This is a genomic window from Sorangium sp. So ce726 (assembly GCF_051521405.1).
Classification (GTDB): Bacteria; Myxococcota_A; Polyangia; order Polyangiales; family Polyangiaceae; genus Sorangium.
In genome coordinates this window covers 7929894-7950302 of record NZ_CP150349.1, presented here as the reverse complement: position 1 = coordinate 7950302, position 20409 = coordinate 7929894, and the positions used below count along the sequence as shown (strand labels likewise).

Below are 20409 nucleotides of genomic sequence, written 5' to 3'. Positions count from 1 at the left end.
GCCCTCGGGGACCCTGTGTTACGGCCCTGGCCGCGGATCCTTGCAGCAGCGAAACCCGATCTCGTAGAACCGGAACATCGGTCCATGCGAGTCGTTGGTCCCTCGGCACCCCGCCCACGGCTTGGACCAGTAGCCGCCCTTCAGCGACGAGCGGTGTGGCCACTCGGGGCGCGAGGTCGACACCCACTCTTCGACGTTGCCGACCAGGTCGACCACGCCGTACGGGCTCACACACGCCGGATACGAGCCCGACGGCTCCCCCTGCCAGAGCCGCTGCGTCTCGGCGGCCCGCACCGCCGGGTCGTCGGACGCGAGCCGCCGCTCGCTGATCCCTCGGTACGGCTTGCTGACGTTGCAGGCGGCCGGATCGTGCGCGTGACCGTAGGGGAAGGGGAGCGCGGAAGGCCCCTCGCAGGCGAGCTCCCACTCGAACTCGGTGCAGAGGCGCTTGCCGACGGCGGCGCACTCCCGCTCGGCCTCGATGAAGCGGAGCATCACGACCGGCAGCGCGCCGGCCCGGTTCGGCCACTCGTGGCGGTCCATGCACGTGCGCACCGGCGTGAAGCGCGGCTCGGCGGCGAACAGGCCGGGGAAGAAGTCGAAGCAGTGGGCGCCGCGGTAGCTCGTGCAGATCCGCTGCACGTTCTCGGCGTGGGTGCCCTCGACGAGCACCATGTCGGGCGGGCAGGACGCGGCGGATCCGGGCCGGGGCGGCGCGTCGGCCTGGGCGAGCAGCGGGGCGAGCAGGAGGTCGAGGAGCACGCGGCGGGTCTCTATCGCAAAGCCGCGCGGCGGACGAGAGGTCGCGCGGCGGCTCGCCTCGATCCGCCCGTCGCGCTCGTGCCGCGCTCGCGCTGAGGCGCGGACCTGGGGTATTCTCGCGGTCCATGAGAATGGCGCTGCTCAGGATGCGCGCCGCTGCGCTCGCCGCCCTGGCCTGGGGAAGCGCTTGCGGTGGTAACGTCGTCGTCGATGGGATGCCCGACGGGTCAGGAGGCGCCGGCGCGACGAGCTCCAGCGCGGTCACCTCAGGCGTGACGACCAACGGCGCGACCGGCGTCGGCGCTGTCGGCGTCGGCGGGAGCAGCGGGAGCGCCGTCGGCGTCGGCGGTAGCAGCGTGAGCGCTGTCAGCGTCGGCGTGACCGGCGTGAGCGCTGTCAGCGTCGGCTCGACCACCGCCGGCGGGGGCGGGATGGGCACATCCGGGAGCTCGTCCACCGGCGCGGGCGGCAGCGACGTCTGGTCGAAGTGCGTGGGCTTCTGCGAGCGCTACGAGGAGGCGTGCGGGGGGCTGGAGCCGGGCCAGTGCGGGACGATGTGTGACACGGAGCTCGACCGGGCGCCCCGGTGCAACGAGCGGCTCATCCCGTACTTCGACTGCATGAACGACAGGTTCGACTGCGACCTCGACGCGCCCCGGTGCCAGCGGTTCCTGAACGAGTTCAACGCGTGCGTGGACCGCGACGGCTGCGCGGAGGTCGAGTGCGCCGGCGATCCCAACGGGGCCTGCACTTGCAAGGGAGCGTGCCAGGGCTTCGTCGTCACGGCCGAGTGCCGCTCCCAGGGCTTTGGCAGGACCCTGTGCTCCTGCTTCGTCAACGGTGAAGAGATGGCCTCGTGCGAGGACCGCGGCGAGACGTGCGAGCTCGGGCTTCGCTGCTGCGGGGCGTACTTCGAAGCGTTGCGCTGAGGGGCACGAGCGGCGTTCGCCATGGAGGACCACCCGGGGGGCGCAGGGCGGGGCGTCGGCGTGGGTGAGCTGCGGGGCGAGCAGGAGGTCGAGGAGCAGGCGGCGGCTCTCTGTCGCAAAGCCGCGCGGCGCACGAGAGGCCCCGCGTCGATTCGTGCCCGTCGCGTCCGTGCCGCGCTCGCGTTGGGGCGCGCACCTGGGGTATTCTCGCGGTCCATGAGAATGGCGCTGCTCAGGATGCGCGCCGCTGCGCTTGCCGCCCTGGCCTGGGGAAGCGCTTGCGGTGGGAACGTCGTCGTCGACGGGATGCCCGACGGGTCAGGAGGCGCCGGCGCGACGAGCTCCGTCGCCATCACCACGGGCGCGTTCGGCTCCAGTGCGATCAGCACGGGCACGTCCGCTACAAGCGCGGTCAGCGTGGGCGTGGGCGTGGGCGGCTCCAGCGCGGTCGGCACCGGCGTGGGCGGCTCCAGCGCGGTCGGCACCGGCGTGGGCGGCTCCAGCGCGGTCAGCAGCAGCGCGACCTCGATGGCCACGTCGGGGATAGGGAGCTCCTCCTCCGGAGCGGGCGGCGGCGATGCCTGGTCGAGGTGCGTGGGCTTCTGCGAGCGCTATGAGGAGGCGTGCGGGGCGTTTGGACCGGGGCAGTGCGAGGCGAGCTGTGAGGCGCAGCTGAGCGAGGCGCCCCAGTGCAACGACCTGCTCGCCCAGTTCTTCGACTGCGCGACGCACGGCAGCATCGACTGCACCTTCGGCTTTCAACGGTGCCAGCCGTTCCTGGACAAGTACGACGAGTGCTGGGTCAACACCGGCTGTACGGGGCTTGAGTGCGTCGAGGATCGCGACCGGGCCTGCTCCTGCAAAGGCTCGTGCCCGAACGCGGCGTTCGCGGTCGAGTGCCGCCCCGACAGGAGGGGCAACACGATCTCCTGCTCCTGCTTCGTCAACGGCGAGCTGCTGTCCACGTGCCAGGATGTCGGTCCGGCGTGCGACCTCGCCTATGGCTGTTGCGGGCCGCTCTTCGAGTTTCGCTGAAGGGCATCCGCGGCGTTCGCCATGGAGGATCACCCGGGGAGCGCGGCGCAGGGCGGTGCGCTCGCCGAGGCGCTCGCGCGCTGCGTGGGGGCGCGGATCGACGCGGCGCACGCGAATCCGGCGACGGGGCTCGTCGCGCTCGCCGTCTATGACGGGACGCGGCGCGTGCTCGGCGCCGGCATCGGGCCGCGCGTTTCAGGGGCAGGGATCCTGCCGCGGTTGCCGCGGCTCCGCGCCGGCGCGTCGCACCCGCTCGTCGCCGCCATGAGGGCGCACCTGGTCGGCCGCCGCGTGCTGGCGATCGAGGTGCGGGGCGACGGCATCGTGATCGTCGCGGGGGATGACGATGCGGTCACGGTGGAAAATGACCGAGGGGGTGCGTGGGGCGCACCCAGGTTGGGGTTGGCCGCATCCGAACCCGGGTTGAGGCCGGCGGCTGCACCCGAACCCGGGTTGGGGTTGGCCGCATCCGAACCCGGGTTGGGGTTGGCCGTACCCGAACCCGGGTTGGGGCCGGCGGCTGCACCCGAACCCGGCGGCACCGCATCCGAACCCGGGTTGGGGTTGGCGGCAGTACCCGAACCCGGGTTGGGGCCGACGGCCGCAGCCGAACCCGGGTTGGGGCCGGTGGCGCCCCCACCCAGGTTGGGGTCATCCCCGGGGGCGCGGCTGGAGCTCATGCCGGGACGCCGCGGCGAGGCGCGGCTGCTCGACGCCGCCGGCCACCTGATCCTCCGCTGGCCGCCTCAGGGGGGCGCTCCACCGGCAGCCATCGCCTACCCGGCGGATCCGCTGGCCGCCGGCGCAGCGCTGGTCGAGGCGAGCGACGATGCCGCCGCCGGGCAGGAGAAGGCGGCGCTCGCGCGCGCGGTGAAGGCGCGGCGCGCGGCGCTCGAGCGCAGGGCCGAAGCGGTGCGCGGTGATCTCGGGCGGCTGGGCAGCGTCGCGCGCCTGCAGAAGACGGGGCAGCTCCTGCTCGCGCAGGGCGCCCGTGTGCCGCGGGGCGCCGCGAAGGCGCTCCTCGACGACTGGGAGACCGGCGGCAAGATCGAGGTCGCCCTCGACCCGGCGCGCCCCGCCAAGGCGCAGGCCGAGGCCTTCTTCACCAAGGCGCGGCGCTACCAGCGCGGCGAGGCGGTGATGCGCGCGCGCCTCGCCGAGACCGAGCGCGCCCTCTCGGCGATCGCCGCGCTCGAGGCGGACGTCGCCGCGGCCGAGGCGCGGCCCGAGTCGCTCGATCCGCTCGCGCAGCGCGCCCGCGCCCTCGGCGTCTCGCGCGCGGAGCCCGCCGGCGCCGGCGAGCCCGGGACGTCCGGCGCCCGCGCCCTCGGGGCCGGGCGGCCCGCGCCGCGGCGGCCGTTCCACGCGTACCGCAGCGCGGCCGGCGCGGCGATCCTCGTCGGCCGGGGCGCCGAGGACAACGACGCGCTCACGACGAAGCACGCGCGGCCGCACGACCTCTGGCTTCACGCGAAGGGCGTCACGGGCTCGCACGTCGTCGTGCCGCTCGCGAAGGGGGCGAGCTGCCCCGCGGACGTGCTGGTGGACGCCGCGACCCTGGCGGCGCACTTCAGCGACGCGCGCGGCGAGGCCGTGTGCGAGGTGAGCTACGTCCAGCGCCGCTACGTGCGCAAGCCGCGCGGCGCGGCCCCGGGCGCGGTGCTCTTCGACCGGGAGAAGGTCATCGCCGTCCGCATCGAGGAAGGCCGCCTCTCGCGGCTGCTCGCGACCAAGGAAGAGGGTTGACGCCGCGCACGGCCGGCGGAGGCCACGCCCGGCGGCGCAGGTCTTCGCCCGCCGGTGGAGCCCGCACCGCCGGTGGAGGCCGCCGTCAGGTCGCGAACGCCGCCCGGACCTGCTCGTTCAGCTGATCGAGCCGGCGCGCAGGGAGCTCGGCCGCGCGGGCGAGCGACTCGATGACCGCGCGCTCCGCGTCGGAGATCCCCTCGCTCGCGTGGGCGACCGCCAGCGCGATGATGATGCCCTCCTCCACCGCGTCGCAGTCCATGAGGATCTCCGCGAGCAGGCGCACCCGCGGCTCGACGCCCGCCGCGGCGATCACCTTCAGGCTCGCCTCGATGAGGTAGCGGACGAGCTCGACGTTGAGCTGGGCGCCGAGCATCGGCTCGATGAGCTGGCGCAGGGCGTCGATCTCCTCGGCGTCGACGGTGCCATCGGCGTTCGCCACGAGCGCGCCGAGGTCGACGATCGGGGTCGGGTTGTACTCGTTGAGATCGAAGCGGGCGCGGAGCAATCCGGCCGCCTGCTGGACCAGCTCGGGAGGCTTCATGTCCCCACCGCCCCGGCGATTCGCCTCATGACTCACCACCTTTCGGGCCGCGGCGCCGCACCGTCTCGGATTCGCTGAGTCCGAGGCAGAGCTGCGCCCGGAGCGCGCGCAGCCGCGCGAGCACCTCGGCCGAGGCGGACTCGGCCTCGGCTCGCTCGATGGTCGCGTCGAGCGTCGCGAGCCTGCCTGTCTGGAGCGCCTTGAGCGAGTAGGTCATCTGCACGAATGTGTCGAACAGGTCCCCTAGCTCATCGCCCTTCCGCAGCCCGTCTCCGATGGTGAGCCGTGTCGTGCCGACCTGGCGGCACAGGCGCTTCAGCTGGTGGACCGGCCCCACGATGCGCTGGGTGATGAAGACCCCGAGCACGCCGAGGACGGCGAGGAGGAACGCGCCGCCTCCGACGAGGATGCCGAGGAGGCGACCTTGCAGCGCCTCGACGTCGGCGCGCCGCTTGGCGACCTCTGCCAGGTTGCGCTCGTACTCGCGGTTCGTCTTCTCGAGCTCCTCGTCGAGGGTGCTGCCGAGGTCGGCGCCGTCGCCGCCCAGGGCGGCGGTGCTCATCCTGAGGATCTTGGCGCTGTTCGCCGCCTCTTTGAGCGCGAGCTCCGCCTGGGTCGCCGCGTAACGCGCCTGTTCGTTCGCGACGCTCGCGGTCTGCCAGATGACGAGTCCGAGCGCCACCATGACGGCGAGCACCACCGAGACGAGGAGCCCGGTGTATTTGAGCTGGAATCGCGGGTTCAGGAGCAGCTTGCGGCGGGATGCCGGGCGGGCCGTGGCGCGATCCTGGGCAGGTGAGGTCATGAGGGCTCGTCAGCGGGCGCGCGGCGTCGCCGCGTGTCCAGGATAGACCAGGAGCGGGCCGCGCCGGTGCGACCCCCCACGAAAACGCACTGCGGTCTCCGTGGTACAGCATTCCGTGCGCCGGTCGCAAGGCCCAATCCGCGGGCGGGGCTCCGACGCGGGTCGCGGCTTGTGAGGGCCATGAGGCCGCGGCGCTGGTTATCCGGGGCCGGCGCGGCACCGTCGCAGCGGCGCGCGTGATGGCGGCGCACCCGGCCGGGGTGTCGTGTGCGCTCCTGTCGGGCCCAGTCGGGGCACAGGAGGGCGTCGGAGTCACGCAAGGCGTCGTTTGGCCCCGCCCAGCTCAGGGAGAGCAGCGGCGCGGGTGCCCCGGTGACTCTCCATCTCATCGTCATGAGCGATGAGCTCGACAGCGACTCAGGGGGCGTTCGTTCCGGCGCCCGAGGCGCTGCCGCTCTACCACACGGCCTTCAGTCGCTAGAGGCACCCGCAAGCGAGCGAGCCTTCGCGCACCGAAAACCCGTCGGCGTCGGCGTCGTCGGTCCAGAAGAACGGCTTGACGCCCCCGCTGCACTCCGCGTCCGGCGCGAGCGCGATGCCTTCGTTGTTGGAGTCCGGCAGGCCGCTGGGGGGCGTGAAACGCCGCTCCAACACGAAGCGCCCGAGCGCGTCGTCGATACCGAACACGGCGGATTGGTTGTCGCACGTATTGTCGCAGGTTGCCCACAAGCTCCCGGTGTCACGGTCGAGCTCGAGCCCCATCACGCCCGCGAGCGGCGTCGAGATGCTGGCCACCAACGTGGCCGCGCCGCTCTCGTGGTTCAGCGCGAAAGCGTACACCTTCCCGGTCTCTTCCACGCCCACCAGAAACAGGCCGGCGCCGTGCTCGCCGTAGTCGCTCGGGGCGTAAGATCGAGCCTTGCTCTCGTCGAAGAAGTGGTGCGCCGTGAGCAAGCTGTCAGCCGCCCACGTGACCGCTTCCAGACCCGCGTTCGCGTCGACCTCGGGCAAGAGGGCGGTGAGGTTCCACTCGTGAGTCGCGATCAGAGTCGCTCCGGCGGCCGTCACGTCGTAGCGCAACACGGACAGCCGGCTCACAGACGAATCGTCCGTGTCGCGCTCGGCGCACACGTAGACGCCCGCGGCGCTCGTGGCGGCGAGCGTCACTCCCTCCGCGTCGGGCGTGCCCCTGCCGTTCGGGTAACGTAGCCGTTTGCCGGAGGCCCAGTCACTGGACGTGTCCGGCGCGTAGCTCCCTCCGCTCTTCAACAACCGAAACAGCTTGGCGGAGAGGTTGTTGGTCGCCCACAGCACGCCGGGCGCCTCGTAGGTCAGCCCGCTCAGATCGCTCTCGAACGCGTCCTCGCTGTCGAGCGTGCGCACCTCGGCCTTGCCGGGCCACGGTGACAGCTGCGTCGAGCCCGCCGGGCACGCGCCGGCACCGCCCGCCCCCGCGCTCGAACCACCGGCTCCGGCACCGTCGGCGCCGCCAGCGTTCGGGGTGCCGGCCACGCCGGTCGAGCCCGCGACAGCCGCAGCGCCGCCGCCCGCTCCCGCACCGCCTGCTTGTGCTGCGCTCCCGCCTGAGCCTCCTGCCGCGGACGAGGTGCCGGCCGCCGACGTACCGCTTGCCCCGCCCGACGGCGTTGGCAGAGGCGGCTCGCTCGAGCCGCTGCCGCACGCGGCCAGCCATACCATTGCGACGACGGTCGCGTGAGACCGGAGGTTCATCGCGCTCACGGCGCTTTCTTCTGAGGCGCCTGCAGCCGAGAGCCGAGCTCGTCGAGCGCCTTGGCCACGGCGTATCGCACCTCGGCACGTTCGTCCGTCAGCAGCGCCCTGACAGGTTCCATCGCACGCGCATCTCCGAGCCGCCCCAGCGCGTTCACGACGGACGGCCGTACATCCAGCCGCTCCCACTGGAGCGCGGAGATCAGCGGTTCCACCGCCCTGGCATCGCCCAGCTGCGCCAATGCATTCGCGGCATAAGCTATTTTCCAGCCCCCGGACCGAACGAGGGCGATGAGCGGTTCCACCGCGCGCGCGTCGTTGAGCTGCGCCAGCGCGCTGGCGGCGGCGTCGGCCTCCTTCCGGCTCGTGCAGGAGTGAATCGCGATGATGAGAGGTTTGAGCGCTGGTGCCTCGTCAAGCGCACCTAATTGGGCAGCCGTCGCCCAGTCTCCGTGTTCGATGGCATGGCTCAGCGCGCTTTCACTTCGCTTTTCGGCATGCTTCTGGATGGCTGCCTCGAACCGGTTGGCCTGCTCATGCCCAAGCAATCCACTGAGAGTGTCCATGAGATGTCCATCTCCCGCGATCCTCTGACCGCTGATGCTCGCCAGGATCCCCAGGACGTCGTCAGGAACTCCTTCCAGCTTCAAATCGATCAGTGACTGCTTGGTTATCTCGAATTCTTTTTGTCCCTCGGAGCGAGGTTCGCCCAGATCGCCCCTGATTCGATCCGAGCGATATGTTTGCAACTCGATCCGTGAATCCCATCGCTCGGGCCAGATAGCGGTAGACAGCTCGTGTAACGGCAATGCAATATTGACCGGCTTGGATCCCGGGTAAACTCCGGCATATCTTTCAGGCATGTCAAGGGGACGCCTGTAGCTGGCTCCGCGGTCGGCTTGCGATGCCCAGAATATGTCTCCGTGCTGGATCCATAGCAACGTATGTATATCTTTGACCAATTCGTGGGCAAATGTCAGCTGTCCGCGTCCAATGGCTCGGATGTGTTCTTCGTGCAGCTCCAGGAACTTCTGCCGGATAGCGCCGAGCCGCTCCAGCAGCTCGGCTTCGGATGAATAGCCCTTACCGGATCGTATGGAGGCCAGGCCCTCTCGCTTCTGGTCTTCCATGTGTTCCAGGACACGCGCGGCGCGTTGCTTCAGGAGAGAGAGCAGCTCCTCGGTGGAGTCGATGAGGCGAGATTCGGATCTCTCCGATGCTCTGTCGCCCTCTCCGTGGGTTTCAAAGGTATCGCCCTTCGACCGACGAGCAGCCGACAGCAGCGTCTCGCGGCCCTCGACCCCCTCTCGCAACAGGAGCCGCGGTGCGTCAGCGTTCTTCATCCCGGCCAAGTCGATCTGTAGGCACCCGAGGTCAAACGCGGTCCGTACGTCCTCGCCATAGCCGAGCGCCTGATAGAATGCGCCTGCAAATGCGATCGCGGAGTCGTCGTTGATCGCCGTGTTCATCCCGATCACGCAGTCGATATGCGTCGAGATGGCGCGCGCCTGCGCTTCCGAGAAGCACGCGTTGAGCACGACGCAGCGGATGTCGCGGCGCAGGACGTGAAATAGCCGGGTGAGCACCTCGTTCTTGACGGGCGTCGCTTGCCCAGCAGCGTTGTCCAGGCACAGCTCACCTAGAGAGCTTCCGTGTCCACTGAAATGGACGATGGTCGGGCGATATCGGAGAAGGCATTCTTGAAGATCTGTCGCACGAACCGCCCATGCCTGTTCGAGCCGAAACGCATCACGCAGCTCGGAGGCGCGAAGGCGCTGTCCTATCTCGCGTGCCTCCCGGTCGAGCGCGAGGCGTGTGGTGCTCGAAGGATTCGCTCCGAGGAAAAGTAGGGTTGCGGGCATGGAACGCCGACCAGTCGACAGGAGAAGCTAGAACTTCGTCTGAGTCAAGGCCGGCGTGGGCACGGGAGGACGCCCGGCGAGGGCGGCTTCGCCTGCGTTGGAGACCGAGCTGGTCGTCACCGACCCACGAAGCAGCGTCATGGCAGCTCTTCGCCGCCGCCACCGTCCTCGCTGCCGCTGCTCGCCGGCGGATTGAACACGGCGACGAAGAAATCCATGCCTCCTGCAAAGGCGATCGGGCCGGTCCCCAAGTCCACCGGTCCAATCATGACGCCGGTGGCCGCGACCGCGCCGTTCGGGGAGATGGCGATATTCCATACGCCGGCCCCGGAGTGTGGGACCTCCCAGCGCGGCGTGCCGTCACGGTCAAGCATGGTGAGCATGCCCCCGTGGACGAAGATGTTGCCGGCAGGGTCGACGACGGGGTCGCTGCCGCCATAGAGGTGGCGGCTGAAGACAGGCTTGCCGTCCTCATTTAGCCTCGTGAATGTGGAGTCCATATCACCGTGGGTCGTCACGACGATCTCGTCCGCTGGGGTGACCGCCACCCCGACATAATGCGCTCCTTCGAACATGCGCCGCCTCCATAACAGATCACCCGCCGGAGAGAACTTGGAGAGGATCACCGCGTCAACGTCGTAGGTACCTAGGGTTGCCGTCACCACGTTGCCGGCGCTGTCGAGCGCGAGGTCCGCGCCGGAGCTCTTGACCGCGTCCACCTCCAGATTGCGTTGCCAGGCGGCGTGGCCCGCGGCGTCCACCTTCATGACGCTGGTGTCCTCGTCGTAAGGCGTGTCGTCGATGTCGATGGCGATGTACGCGCTGCCGAGCGCATCGACGGCCAGCTCCCACACGGCGAGGTAACCCCACGGGAAGCCAAGGCTGAACCCATCGCTCCAGATGTGGTTGCCGTCCGCGTCGAGCTTGGCCACGAATATCGCCTGGTCGCCGTCCGGATCGCGGATTGCGCCCCCGCCGAAGTCCATGCCTGTGGCCCCGTCCAACGGCCTGTCGTAGGTGCCGACGAGCAGGACGTCACCGTTCCCATCGACGGCCACGGCCCATCCGATCTCGTTGAAGGGGGTGCCGAAGCGCTTGCTCCAGAGCAACGCGCCCGAGGGGTCGAGCTTGAGAAGGAAGACGTCCTGTCCACCCGCGCTCGTCAGAGGGCCGGTGCCGAAGTCGGCCGTTTCGACGAAGGAGCCGGTGACGTAATAGTTTCCCATGGCGTCGCTGGCGATGGCCCGTCCGTCATCGTGGCCGGGGCCGCCGAACCCGCGCGCCCAGGGCGCCGGCCTCGGGCAATGGGGGTCGCCGTCGCAGCTCTCGTCCTCCGGTGTGGCGCAGACCTCCGCTGCAGGGGTCACCTCACCCGTGCAGGGCCCGTAGCCGGAGCCGTCGGGACGACAGGTCTGCGCTCCGGCCGCGCAGCGCCCGACGCCGCTTGTCCCCGCGGGGCCGGAGTAGCACGCGATGACCGAGTCCGGCACGCAGGTCCCTGGCGAGCCGCCGCTCCCGGTCGAGGTGCTATCACCGCCGCCGTCGCCCGCGGAACCACCGCTGCCGGTCGCGCTGCCGCTGCCGCCGTCGCCAGCGGAACCACCGCTGCCGGTCGCGCCGCCGCTGCCGCCGCTACCGGTCGCGCCGCCGCTGCCGCCGTCGCCAGCGGAGCCGCCGCTGCCGGTCACGCCGCCGCTGCCGCCGTCGCCAGCGGAGCCGCCGCTGCCGGTCGCGCCGCCGCTGCCGCCGCTGCCGGTCGCGCCGCCGCTACCGGTCGCGCCGCCGCTGCCGCCGCTGCCGCCATCGCGCTCGATGGGGTCGCACGCGGTCATGGGAATGAGAACCGCGAGTGAGCAGGCGGTATGAGCCCACTGGCGGAGCCTGGATGCTGAAACGAGCACCTCCGAGGATCTGGCCATGGCCCCTCCGATGCACGGCACGGTCGCGGCATTCAGCGCGCGACCGTGTGACCGCTCGCGAGCAGCACCTTGCCCCGGTAGTAACCGACCATGGCGGGCAACCGCCCCCCTCGGGGTATGGGCGACCTCGGCAACCTCGGCAACCACGGCGCCCCGAGGCGACGGGTCGGCCGTCAATCCATAGCCACCGCCAGACTCTACATTCCAAGCCCGACCGGCGGAGTCCCAACGCTGCAGTTCGAGGGCTTTATCGTAACACCGTAGGCGTGTTGTGAGAGGAAGGGCGGCGAAGCGCGCGCGCAAGGCCGCCGAGCGAGCGAAGCACGAAGCATGGAAGGCGGCAGGACAGAACACGAAGAGCCGGCGCGCGAAGCTCCGAGCGAGGCGGCCGCGAAAGGCGACCGTCTCTCGAGTCGCGCCGGTGAGCTGGTCCCGGGACGAAGCGCGGCGCGGTCCGAAAGTCGCCGCGAAAAGTCCCCACAAAGTGACTCCGGTTCCAGAAGGCCGGAGGCGCGCCGCCTAGGTTTCAAGCACGCGACGACGCGTCGGCCCGTTCGCGCCGCCCGCGCGGCGGCCACGTGGGAGCTCGCGAACTCGAGGAGTGCACGAATGAACACGATCTTCTGGCTATTTGCGACCGTGGCGCTCACAGCGTGTCTGTGGGTGCCGTATGTCCTGGACCGCATGGTGCGCTTGGGACCTGCGCGCACGTTCGCCAATCCGGCGCCCGGCAACGACGCCGAGCAATCCGCGTGGGCGCTCCGGGCCAGAGCCGCGCACGCCAGCGCGGTCGAGGGCCTGGTGCTGTTTGCGCCGCTCGCGCTGCTGCTCGCGGCCGTGAACGCGGGAGCGCTCGCGTGACGCGCGCGCGGGCACTCATCGCGGGCGGCGGGGGCGCCGTGGGCGTCGCGCTCGGCCGCGAGCTCCGCGCGCGCGGCTACCAGGTCGTGAGCGCGGCGCGCGATCGGGCAGGGCTCGAAGCCGAGCTCGGAGCCACGGGATGCGAGCTGCTCGAGGTCGAGCTCACGTCGGAAGAGTCCGTTCGCGAGCGCTTCGGTCCGCTCGAAGACGTGGAGGTGTTCGTCTACAACGCCGGTCGCATCGAGCTCGCGCCGCTCGCGGAGACGACCGCCGCGATGTTCCTCGCGAGCCTCCAGGTCAACGCGCTGGGGGCGTTTCATTGCGCGCGGGTCGTCGCTTCCTCCATGCTGGCGCGGGGCCGTGGCACCATGATCTTCATGGGAGCGACGGCCTCGGTGCGCGGTGGCGCACGCACCTCTGCGTTCGCGGCGGGAAAACACGCCTTGCGCGGCCTCGCGGCGTCGCTCGCCAAGGAGCTCGGCCCGCAGGGGGTCCACGTGGCTCACCTCGTCCTCGACGGCAAGGTCTGGGGCGAGCGCACACGCCAGCGCTTTCCGGACGCACGGCGCGATGCGTGCCTGGAAGCGGACGCCGTGGCAAGAACGGTCATTGGGTTGATCGAGCAGCCGCGCTCGGCTTGGACATTCGAGCTGGATCTGCGGCCGTTCACGGAGCGGTGGAGTTGAGCATGAAGGTCCGCGCCAATCTGAACGAACGCGCGCTCGTCGATACGACCACGGCTCCGTGGGTGGCGAGCCCCGAGCCAGGCGTGGAGCGTATCCTCCTGGACCGCGAGGGCGGTGAGGTCGCGCGCGCCACCTCCGTGGTGCGCTACGCAGCAGGATCGCGCTTCGGCCTGCACGTCCACGAGCGCGGCGAGGAGTTCTTGGTGCTCGAGGGCGACTTCCGCGACGCGCACGGCGTGTACCCGCGCGGCACGTACGTGCGCAATCCCTGGGGGACCTCGCACGCGCCTGAGTCGCTCGGCGGATGCCGGTTGTTCGTGAAGCTACGCCAGATCCCGGAAGAGGACGCGGCGCGCGTGTGCGTGCCGTCCGCGCTCGACGCGTGCCAGCTCTCGAGCGACGAGCCGGAGCGCACGGTCGTGGTTCACGCGACGGACGCGGAGTGGGTCGCGCTCGTTCGGCTGCGCGCCGGCCACGACGGCGCTCTCCACGCGCACCCGCGTGGCGAGGAGATCTTCGTGATCGAGGGCGAGCTCCGCGACGAACACGGCGTGTATCCCGCGGGGACGTGGCTACGCCAACCGCCCGGGAGCCAGCACCGCCCGCGATCCACGCTGGGCTGCCTGTTCTACGTGAAGCGCGGGCTGCTCTGAAGGGACGCGGGGACAGCCATCACGCGCGGGCGACGTCCGCGAGCGCGCGCGCGTCGACGATGCGCACGCGCCCGCGCGCGGTCGTGATCAAGCCGCGCGCCGCAAGCGTCCGCAGGGCGCGGAAGATCACCTCGCGCGCAGTGCCGAGCTCCGAGGCGATCCCGATCTGCGTGGCAGCGACCTCGCCGGCCGCGTCGGCGTGGCGGACGAGGTACGCGGACACGCGCTGTATCATCGTCGAGGTCGCGAGCCGCTCGAGCGTGGCCATGAGCTCGAAGATGCGCTCCGTCATGGAGCTCAACACGAAGTCGCGAAACGCCGGCTCCGCGTCCATCAGGCGCTGGAAGGCCGGGTTCAAGACGCGCGTGAACGTGGCGCCGACCCCGGCCGCCTGCACCCACGCCGGGTACGGGTGGGCGCGCAGCGCCGAGCTCATGGCCAGCACGCAGGTCTCACCAGCCTCCACGCGATAGAGCGTTGCCTCGCGTCCGTCGTCCGTGACGTAGTAGACGCGCAGCGCACCCTGTAGGATGAGATACGCCCCGGCGGCCGTATCGCCGCGACGCAGCAGCTGCTCGTGCGCCGCGACGTGCGTGGCCGGGAGCGCGCCGAGCTCCGCGCGGCCGCGATCGGAGAGAGCGGCGATGAACGGAAAGAGCTTGGCGGGGTTCATGGCCGAAGCATAGTTGCGGCGCTTCGGCGGAGCACAGAAAGCCGAACGCCCCAGCGCAGGCGCACCGCGAGCCCGGCGACGCCGCGCCCGCTCACGGCGCACGATCGCGGACAGGCCGGTCCTCGTCGAGGCAAGGATGTCGGCGATCTTCACGAGAAAAGCGCCCAAGTCGAGACTAGCGCAGCGGGGCCATGTCCCGCATCAGATAGTCGATGCAGGACTTCCAGGTGGAGGGCTCGAGGAGCTGCGCGAGCTCGTCGGATGAGCCGTCGAGCGCCGCTTCTTCAGTCGTGCCCATCGCATCCATGAGCCTCCGCAACCTGGCGTTGTCGCCGCGAACGAAGCAGCGGACCATGCTGGCCGCTTGAACATAGAACATCAGGGCATCGTCCGTACGGAGCGTGTATGGGACCGCCTGCTCCATCACCTGCAGGGGCATCGGAGCGTCCCCCACCTGCTCGAGCCTGAGCGGGTCGAGCCACCATGTCTCTTGCGCGACATACATAGCAATGCCCTCTTGCGCCCAGGCCGGCCCCAGCATGCCATGGCTCATCAGCACGTGATGCGTGTACTCGTGCAGGACGCTGGCCCGAATGTCCGCGCGCGTCGTGACCACGTGCAGCGCGCCGTCGTAATAGGCGACCACGCCGCGGTTGGTGCAGGCAGCAGCCACGAGCAGCTCCGTATCGAGGTACGCGAAGACGTCAGGGCGCTGGGCTTTGAGCTCCAGCCGGTAGAACACCTCCCGTTCCGCATGCTCGAGGTGATCGAGGAGGGGCAGGTGCGCGTTGTCTGGCAGCCTGGGGTCGACGTACAGGCGCCCGGCATCTCCCCACGTCTCGTCGCGGAAGCGGGAGATCAACGTCTCTCGCGCTCGGGCTGCCTCTCTGGGGTCCGTGCACAGCCCGGGCTGCAACCTTCGCCGGAACGCGGACTGCTCGCGCCGGCGCGCGCGGCGCGGCGCGGCGGCTGGCTTCGTGGGGGCATCGTCGCGCGGCTCCTCTTCGAGGCGGGGATGCGGGGGCTCCTGGGCGGCTTGGTCTTCCGGACCGCGCGCCGGCGCCCGCAGCGATGTCGGCTCGGTGGGAGGCCTGCCGGGCGCCGGCCGGCTCGGGACGGAGATGGCGCTGGGCTGGAGCGCGCGAGGGGAGGGTGGCTCGGGCGCGGAGGTGCCAGCTGGGACCGCCGGCGGGCGCGGCCGCTGCGGGGTGGGGGTGCCCACGATACCCGAGCGCTGCGCCATCCACGCGATCCCCGCAATGACCATCACCAGCCCGAGGCCGAGCGCGAGGCGGCGAGTAAGTGTCACGGTGCGGTGATAGCAATCATTGCGCCGTGTAGATTCACGTGATTCGAGGTACTGCACGCGGCTCGTGCTGCGTTATGGTGGACAAATCGTCGAACGCAAGCAGCATTATCGACGAACTGTCGCGACCCACCCTGGTTTGCGCATCGCTACTGGGTCAGTAGCGGCGGCCGAGACCGCTCGCCGGTCATCCAGGGGGCTCTCGCGCTGCACCGCTGCGGACAGACACGCTCGGCCACGCTCGCCCGCTATCAGCGCAGCGGTCAGATCCATCGGAGCCACGCGCGCAGCACGGACTCCAGCGCCGCCCGCTTCGCCAGGACGTCCTCTCCGTCGCTGAACGTCACGAGGCAACGATCCTTGGCAAGCCACTCCAGCAGGCCAGCCGGGTCCGCGATCTCGAGCCCCTTCGCCGGTGTGTCCTTCACCTTGGCTCCGAGGTGAAGGATGAGCCGGACGCGGTCCTTTGCGCGCAAGTTGAACGTGGCGAAATGCTCGGTTGTCCGGAAGCTCGGCGCGTTCCACTTGATCTCCTCGCGGATCGCCGGGCTGACGCCGAGGATGATCTGCCGGAGGGCCACGATCGCCTCCTTCAGCGGATGATCCAGCTCGCGCAGGAACGCGACGACGGCCGGGCTCTCCTGCGCGTCGGCGGGCGTGGCGGGCGCGGCGGGCGCTCCGGGGGCCTCCCGAGGCTCGCGCCTTTCGGGCGACCCCTTCTGCGCCTTCGCGCGCGGCTTGCTCGGCTTCTCGGTTGTGCGCTTCATGATGTGTTGTACTCCTGACTCGACGGCCCGAGCTCCAGCGCCCTTTCACGGGATCTCGCGTGACCGGACAGCCATGATCGGACGCGCTCAGGGTTAGAAAAGACGAGCCGACTCGAGGATGTCAAGGTGAAACCGCCGCACCATTGTCCAAGGAGAACCAGAGAAGGAGGCTCGCAGTGTCAAGGAAGACCCGCAATGTCACGTCGTTCCGCTGCGCGCTCGCGCTCGGCCTGGCTGCGTCGGCGCAGCCTCTCCCCGCGGTGAGAGGGACGTCGGCGCAACTCAGTAGAATTCGCTGCGCATGAATCAACGGACGATCACGCGCACCGGAGAGCCGGGCAGACCCTGCAGCCCCACCCGCACCGGCTTCTTGGACACGAGCTCGAAGCTGTAGCGCCGCAGCAGCGTGCCCAGGATCAGCTTCATCTCGTACAGCGCAAAGGCGGCCCCGATGCAGCGCCGATTCCCGCCGCCGAACGGCAGGAATTCGAAGGGGGAATAGGTCCGTTCCAGGAATCGCTCGGGACGAAACACCGCCGACTCCGGAAATACCGCAGGATCGTGGTGGGCCCAGATGATTTGCGCGAACACGCCTGCTCCGGCCGGCAACTCGCAGCCCGCGATCTGCATCGGCGCATTCAGCTTGCGCCCCACCCCCGGGCTGGGCGGGCGCAGGCGCAGCGTCTCGTTACACACCGCTTCCAGATACGGCGCCTTGGCCAGCGCCTCGGGGTCCGGATCCGCGCCCAGCGCCGTCAGCTCGTCCTGCAGCCGGCGCAACACGGCTGGCGCGTGTCCGAGAAAATCGAGCGCCCAGGTGAGCGCGCCCGCGGTCGTGCTGTACCCCGCGAAGAGCAGCGTGTGCAGCTGCTCGAAGATCTCCTGGTCGTTGAGCGCCGTCCCGTCTTCCTGGCGGGCTTCCAGGAGCAGACTCAGGACATCGGTGCGCTCGGCGGGGTCGGCGCGGCGGCGGGCGAGCTCCGGATCGAGGAAGCTGCGCAGGTTCCGGGTCGCGTGCTGCCTGCGCGCCCACGGGCCGAAGCCCCGGAACTCCCGGCGCAGCCACGGAATCATGAGGGTGACGGTCAGGCCGAGGGAGAAGCTCTTGCGCAGATCCTCGAGCAGCTTCTCGAGGCGCGCCGCTTCCGCCGGCGCAGTGACTCCGAACACGAGGTGGATGATCGTCTGCAGCGAGATCGTCTGCATGAGGTCCTGCGCCACCAGCTCCAGACCCGGCTTGAGGTCCCGGGAGTGCTGCAGGGCCAGGTCGCAGATCTGCTTCCCATACAGGCGCATGCGCTGCCCGTGAAACGGCGGCATGAGCAGCTTGCGCATGGCCGTGTGCCGCGCGCCCGAGAGCGCGAACAGCGACGACTCTCCCATCGCCGCGGTGAAGCTCTTGCTCAGCATCTGGTCCAGGGTCTCCGGCGGCACCGCGAACAGGGCGCGCAGACCCTCCACGCTGCCGGTGGCCAGCACCGGTTTGCCGTCCATCTTCGGGAGCGACATCGGATCGCCGTAGCGCTCCCGCATGCGCAGCGTGTAGCCGATCGGGTCGAGGAGCCCCTGCACGTTCATCAGGATGCTGTTGGTGGGGCCTTTGGGCAACGTGGTCATGGGGCGGGTTCCTTCGATTGCACTGCGAGCTTGGGCTCTCTAAATTGGCATGGTTGTGTGGGGATAGGACATCCAAACGGCTTCGCAGATGGCAAGTCTCTCGTGGCCCGTTCCATTCGAGTCGACGTGATCGGCGCGCCACGCAGGCGCAGGTGGCCGAGCGGCTGGGCAAGGATAGCCCGCGCAAAGCCATTCCGACCTGTCAGGAATTTCCCTTCAACGACCGGCGGTTGACATAACGCACAAAAGTACGATCCGCTGATCAAACGACGCGGATCACGCTCACGCCGCGCGACGCGGCGCACAGCCGCGACGCACAAAATGGAGGACAGCCCCAGGCGAAGCTTCCACGAGCCACGATCGGCTGTATGCTCTCGGGCATGAAGGACCCGAAGCACCTGGCCCGACCCGAGGGCCAGGCTCATGGCTGGTGAATCCTGCGGCATCTGCGGCGGCGACGGCCGCATCGCCAACTCGTTCTCCGGCACCACCGCCACCTGCCCGGGCTGCCACGGCACCGGCCGGCGCTCGGACGACACCGGCTTCCGCGACGTCACCAAGACGAAGCCTTCCCACTTCCGGCAGCCGAACAAGCCGGCGGCCGTCGAGAAGCCGCAGGGACCCGTGTCGCTGGAAGGCATCCAACTCGCCAGGGAGGTGAGCTCGGCCGCACATCTCTCCAGCGGGACGAAGGCCAAGCTCACGCTCGAGATCATGGAGCATGAGGCCACCCACGGAAAGTGCACCCAGACCTTCATCAAGAAGGTCCGCAAGCAGCTCCGTCCGCCCGGATCGTGATCGGCGAAGGGCAGCCGCGTGCACCATGTCATGCATCTGGTGTCGCGATCATTCGGTAGGAGTTTTTCCGGCGCAGAACCTGATCGACAAGACCAACGGTCTCGACGAAAACGGCGCTCAGGTCCCCGGCCGCGGCGACATGCCGAATCAGCACGACATCCTCACCGGCTCTGACGTCAACGGCATGTCGATGGGGCTGCATTGCAACAACTGGACAAGCTCCGCCGAGACGGGCGCGACCGCTCGGGTCGGCCACCACGACCGCATGGGCGGCGGCGAGATGCCGACCTCGTGGGTCTCGGCTCACACCACCAGCGGATGCTCTGCCGAACGCTTCGTCCAGACCGGCGGCGCCGGTCGGATCTACTGCTTCGTGGCGCGCTGAGCGTCAGCAGCGAATCCGTCGGCAAGCACCGCGCTGCTCGTGGTGCACGATCACGACGAGCCCGCAGGCTACGCTCAGAGGTCGAACAACGTCCCCTGCCGGCTCGGCCTCCTGAACGTCGACTCGCCCTCTCCCTCGCGCGCCTCGTCGCCCACGCGCGCCCGGTTCAGCCCGAGCCGCTGGCAGTGGACCTCGAACAGCCGCTGGATCGCCGCCCAGCGCGGGCCCGCGCCCTGGAAGCGCGCCCCGAAGGCGGCCTCGTTCATCTTGCCGCCGCGCATCTCCTGGATGCCGCGGCGGACCTTGGCGGCGCGGTCCGGGAAGGCCTCCTCGAGGCGCTCGTCGAAGACCGGGAGCACCTCGCGCGGCAGGCGCAGCGGCATCATGAACGCGCTCTCCGCGCCGGCGTCCCGGGCGCGCTCCAGGAGCTCCGGGACATCGCTGTCGTTCAGGCCGGGGATCATCGGCGACAGCGAGATCCCCGTCGGCACCCCCGCGTCGGAGAGCGCCCGCATCGCCGCGAAGCGCAGCGACGAGCGGCTCGCATACGGCTCCATCTTGCGCGCTACCCCGTCGTCGGCGAACGGGATGCTGAAGTGGACCCGAGCGCGGGCCCGGCGCGCCAGCTCACCGAGCAACGCGGCGTCGCGCTGCACGAGCGCGCCCTTCGTGATGAGCCCGACCGGGTTCCTGAACGCGAGGCACACCTCGAGGCAGCGGCGGGTGAGCTCGTAGCTCGCCTCGAGCGGCTGGTAGCAATCGACGTTGCCGGAGAACACGATCGTGTCTCCCTGCCAGCTCGGCTTGTTGAGCTCCTTCTCGAGCAGCTCGGGCGCATTCGCCTTGACCACGATCTTGCGGTCGAAATCTGTCCCGGCGCCCCACCCGAGGTACTGGTGCGACGGCCGGGCATAGCAGTAGGCGCACGCGTGGAGGCAGCCCCGGTACGGGTTGACGCTGTACCGGAATGGAAGATCGGGGCTGTCGTTCGCGGTCACGATGGAGCGGGCCTGCTCCTCGAAGATCTGCAGCGTCGCCGCGGGCGCCTCTTCGAGGTACTCCACCTGCGTCGATGACCACGGGTTCGGAGGGTTGTTCACGGGGCGCGGCATGGTGCGGAGTGCTCCGGGCGAAGGGGCGAACGCTGCGAGCGCAGTGTAGCGCGTCCCGGTCAGGATGGGAGCATTTGTTCAGTAGAGCCCGGCGGGCTCCGTCGGGGCGCCTGGGACGCACCGGCCGCGTCGGCGGGCGGCGACAGCGGGAAGAGCGGATTGACGCGGTAGGGGAGCCCTGCTGGCATGGATGGCCTCCGTCGAGACGTGGGGAGGGC

19 protein-coding genes are annotated in these 20409 nt (G+C 70.0%); 8 read left to right on the top strand and 11 right to left on the bottom strand.

What is annotated here, in order from left to right; translation table 11 throughout:
* Positions 1–18: 18 nt before the first annotated feature.
* Positions 19–762, bottom strand: a complete 744-nt coding sequence (locus tag WME79_RS29455; RefSeq protein ID WP_437521569.1) for a formylglycine-generating enzyme family protein — start codon at positions 760–762, stop codon at positions 19–21.
* Between the two features lie 125 nt (positions 763–887).
* Here WME79_RS29455 and WME79_RS29450 point away from each other — a divergent pair, with 125 nt between their 5' ends.
* The 3 genes from WME79_RS29450 to WME79_RS29440 all read left to right on the top strand — a co-directional run bounded on the left by WME79_RS29450 (position 888) and on the right by WME79_RS29440 (position 4472).
* Positions 888–1691 carry a hypothetical protein gene (locus WME79_RS29450; protein WP_437521566.1) on the top strand — a complete coding sequence of 268 codons (804 nt, stop codon included), beginning with the start codon at positions 888–890 and terminating at the stop codon, positions 1689–1691.
* A 216-nt stretch (positions 1692–1907) separates the two neighbouring features.
* A complete protein-coding gene (locus WME79_RS29445; RefSeq protein ID WP_437521563.1) occupies positions 1908–2726 on the top strand; it encodes a hypothetical protein in 819 nt (272 codons plus the stop codon).
* 678 nt (positions 2727–3404) lie between these two features.
* A complete protein-coding gene (locus WME79_RS29440) occupies positions 3405–4472 on the top strand; it encodes an NFACT RNA binding domain-containing protein (protein ID WP_437521560.1) in 1068 nt (355 codons plus the stop codon).
* 85 nt (positions 4473–4557) lie between these two features.
* Here WME79_RS29440 and WME79_RS29435 read toward each other — a convergent pair whose 3' ends face one another.
* The 5 genes from WME79_RS29435 to WME79_RS29415 all read right to left on the bottom strand — a co-directional run bounded on the left by WME79_RS29435 (position 4558) and on the right by WME79_RS29415 (position 11246).
* Entirely contained in the window at positions 4558–5016 is a 459-nt protein-coding gene (locus WME79_RS29435) for a tellurite resistance TerB family protein (protein ID WP_012237886.1), read from the bottom strand.
* Between the two features lie 25 nt (positions 5017–5041).
* On the bottom strand, positions 5042–5821 hold the full coding sequence (locus WME79_RS29430; RefSeq protein ID WP_437521557.1) for a sensor histidine kinase: 780 nt from the start codon (positions 5819–5821) through the stop codon (positions 5042–5044).
* 477 nt (positions 5822–6298) lie between these two features.
* Positions 6299–7561 carry a lamin tail domain-containing protein gene (locus WME79_RS29425; RefSeq protein WP_437521554.1) on the bottom strand — a complete coding sequence of 421 codons (1263 nt, stop codon included), beginning with the start codon at positions 7559–7561 and terminating at the stop codon, positions 6299–6301.
* Positions 7558–9414, bottom strand: a complete 1857-nt coding sequence (locus WME79_RS29420; RefSeq protein WP_437521551.1) for a HEAT repeat domain-containing protein — start codon at positions 9412–9414, stop codon at positions 7558–7560. The genes WME79_RS29425 and WME79_RS29420 overlap by 4 nt, the downstream gene beginning before the upstream one ends.
* A 137-nt stretch (positions 9415–9551) precedes the next feature.
* The gene (locus WME79_RS29415) at positions 9552–11246 is read right to left on the bottom strand and encodes a hypothetical protein (protein ID WP_437521548.1); all 1695 of its coding nucleotides are present in this window, start codon (positions 11244–11246) and stop codon (positions 9552–9554) included.
* 696 nt (positions 11247–11942) lie between these two features.
* Here WME79_RS29415 and WME79_RS29410 point away from each other — a divergent pair.
* From WME79_RS29410 to WME79_RS29400, 3 genes are read left to right on the top strand one after another with little or no spacing between them, the layout of a single operon-like run.
* Positions 11943–12194 (top strand): MAPEG family protein, encoded by a 252-nt coding sequence (locus WME79_RS29410; protein ID WP_437521545.1) that lies wholly within the window; start codon positions 11943–11945, stop codon positions 12192–12194.
* A complete protein-coding gene (locus tag WME79_RS29405) occupies positions 12191–12880 on the top strand; it encodes an SDR family NAD(P)-dependent oxidoreductase (protein WP_437521542.1) in 690 nt (229 codons plus the stop codon). The genes WME79_RS29410 and WME79_RS29405 overlap by 4 nt, the downstream gene beginning before the upstream one ends.
* A gap of 2 nt (positions 12881–12882) precedes the next feature.
* A complete protein-coding gene (locus tag WME79_RS29400; RefSeq protein WP_437521540.1) occupies positions 12883–13533 on the top strand; it encodes a cupin domain-containing protein in 651 nt (216 codons plus the stop codon).
* A gap of 19 nt (positions 13534–13552) precedes the next feature.
* On the opposite strand, the gene WME79_RS29395 is transcribed toward WME79_RS29400, so the two are convergent.
* The 4 genes from WME79_RS29395 to WME79_RS29380 all read right to left on the bottom strand — a co-directional run bounded on the left by WME79_RS29395 (position 13553) and on the right by WME79_RS29380 (position 17896).
* Positions 13553–14206 (bottom strand): Crp/Fnr family transcriptional regulator, encoded by a 654-nt coding sequence (locus WME79_RS29395; protein ID WP_437521538.1) that lies wholly within the window; start codon positions 14204–14206, stop codon positions 13553–13555.
* Between the two features lie 175 nt (positions 14207–14381).
* The gene (locus tag WME79_RS29390) at positions 14382–15068 is read right to left on the bottom strand and encodes a translation initiation factor IF-2 (RefSeq protein ID WP_437521535.1); all 687 of its coding nucleotides are present in this window, start codon (positions 15066–15068) and stop codon (positions 14382–14384) included.
* A gap of 707 nt (positions 15069–15775) precedes the next feature.
* Positions 15776–16279: a DUF1801 domain-containing protein gene (locus tag WME79_RS29385; protein ID WP_437521532.1), complete on the bottom strand. Its 504-nt coding sequence runs from the start codon at positions 16277–16279 to the stop codon at positions 15776–15778.
* A 306-nt stretch (positions 16280–16585) separates the two neighbouring features.
* Positions 16586–17896 carry a cytochrome P450 gene (locus WME79_RS29380; protein WP_437521529.1) on the bottom strand — a complete coding sequence of 437 codons (1311 nt, stop codon included), beginning with the start codon at positions 17894–17896 and terminating at the stop codon, positions 16586–16588.
* Between the two features lie 423 nt (positions 17897–18319).
* Here WME79_RS29380 and WME79_RS29375 point away from each other — a divergent pair, with 423 nt between their 5' ends.
* Together WME79_RS29375 and WME79_RS29370 are read left to right on the top strand one after the other, a co-directional pair.
* Positions 18320–18694, top strand: a complete 375-nt coding sequence (locus WME79_RS29375) for a molecular chaperone DnaJ (protein ID WP_437521527.1) — start codon at positions 18320–18322, stop codon at positions 18692–18694.
* A 25-nt stretch (positions 18695–18719) separates the two neighbouring features.
* Positions 18720–19079, top strand: a complete 360-nt coding sequence (locus WME79_RS29370; RefSeq protein WP_437521524.1) for a hypothetical protein — start codon at positions 18720–18722, stop codon at positions 19077–19079.
* Between the two features lie 74 nt (positions 19080–19153).
* Here WME79_RS29370 and WME79_RS29365 read toward each other — a convergent pair whose 3' ends face one another.
* Positions 19154–20191 carry a PA0069 family radical SAM protein gene (locus WME79_RS29365; RefSeq protein WP_437521521.1) on the bottom strand — a complete coding sequence of 346 codons (1038 nt, stop codon included), beginning with the start codon at positions 20189–20191 and terminating at the stop codon, positions 19154–19156.
* Positions 20192–20409: the final 218 nt, after the last annotated feature.

Bases quoted from the DNA above. Each gene is read 5' to 3' on its own strand.
- WME79_RS29450 (WP_437521566.1), top strand. From the start codon at position 888: ATGAGAATGGCGCTGCTCAGGATGCGCGCCGCTGCGCTCGCCGCCCTG.
- WME79_RS29445 (WP_437521563.1), top strand. From the start codon at position 1,908: ATGAGAATGGCGCTGCTCAGGATGCGCGCCGCTGCGCTTGCCGCCCTG.
- WME79_RS29440 (WP_437521560.1), top strand. From the start codon at position 3,405: ATGCCGGGACGCCGCGGCGAGGCGCGGCTGCTCGACGCCGCCGGCCAC.
- WME79_RS29435 (WP_012237886.1), bottom strand. From the start codon at position 5,016: ATGAAGCCTCCCGAGCTGGTCCAGCAGGCGGCCGGATTGCTCCGCGCC.
- WME79_RS29430 (WP_437521557.1), bottom strand. From the start codon at position 5,821: ATGACCTCACCTGCCCAGGATCGCGCCACGGCCCGCCCGGCATCCCGC.
- WME79_RS29420 (WP_437521551.1), bottom strand. From the start codon at position 9,414: ATGCCCGCAACCCTACTTTTCCTCGGAGCGAATCCTTCGAGCACCACA.
- WME79_RS29415 (WP_437521548.1), bottom strand. From the start codon at position 11,246: ATGACCGCGTGCGACCCCATCGAGCGCGATGGCGGCAGCGGCGGCAGC.
- WME79_RS29410 (WP_437521545.1), top strand. From the start codon at position 11,943: ATGAACACGATCTTCTGGCTATTTGCGACCGTGGCGCTCACAGCGTGT.
- WME79_RS29400 (WP_437521540.1), top strand. From the start codon at position 12,883: ATGAAGGTCCGCGCCAATCTGAACGAACGCGCGCTCGTCGATACGACC.
- WME79_RS29395 (WP_437521538.1), bottom strand. From the start codon at position 14,206: ATGAACCCCGCCAAGCTCTTTCCGTTCATCGCCGCTCTCTCCGATCGC.
- WME79_RS29385 (WP_437521532.1), bottom strand. From the start codon at position 16,279: ATGAAGCGCACAACCGAGAAGCCGAGCAAGCCGCGCGCGAAGGCGCAG.
- WME79_RS29380 (WP_437521529.1), bottom strand. From the start codon at position 17,896: ATGACCACGTTGCCCAAAGGCCCCACCAACAGCATCCTGATGAACGTG.
- WME79_RS29375 (WP_437521527.1), top strand. From the start codon at position 18,320: ATGGCTGGTGAATCCTGCGGCATCTGCGGCGGCGACGGCCGCATCGCC.
- WME79_RS29370 (WP_437521524.1), top strand. From the start codon at position 18,720: ATGTCATGCATCTGGTGTCGCGATCATTCGGTAGGAGTTTTTCCGGCG.
- WME79_RS29365 (WP_437521521.1), bottom strand. From the start codon at position 20,191: ATGCCGCGCCCCGTGAACAACCCTCCGAACCCGTGGTCATCGACGCAG.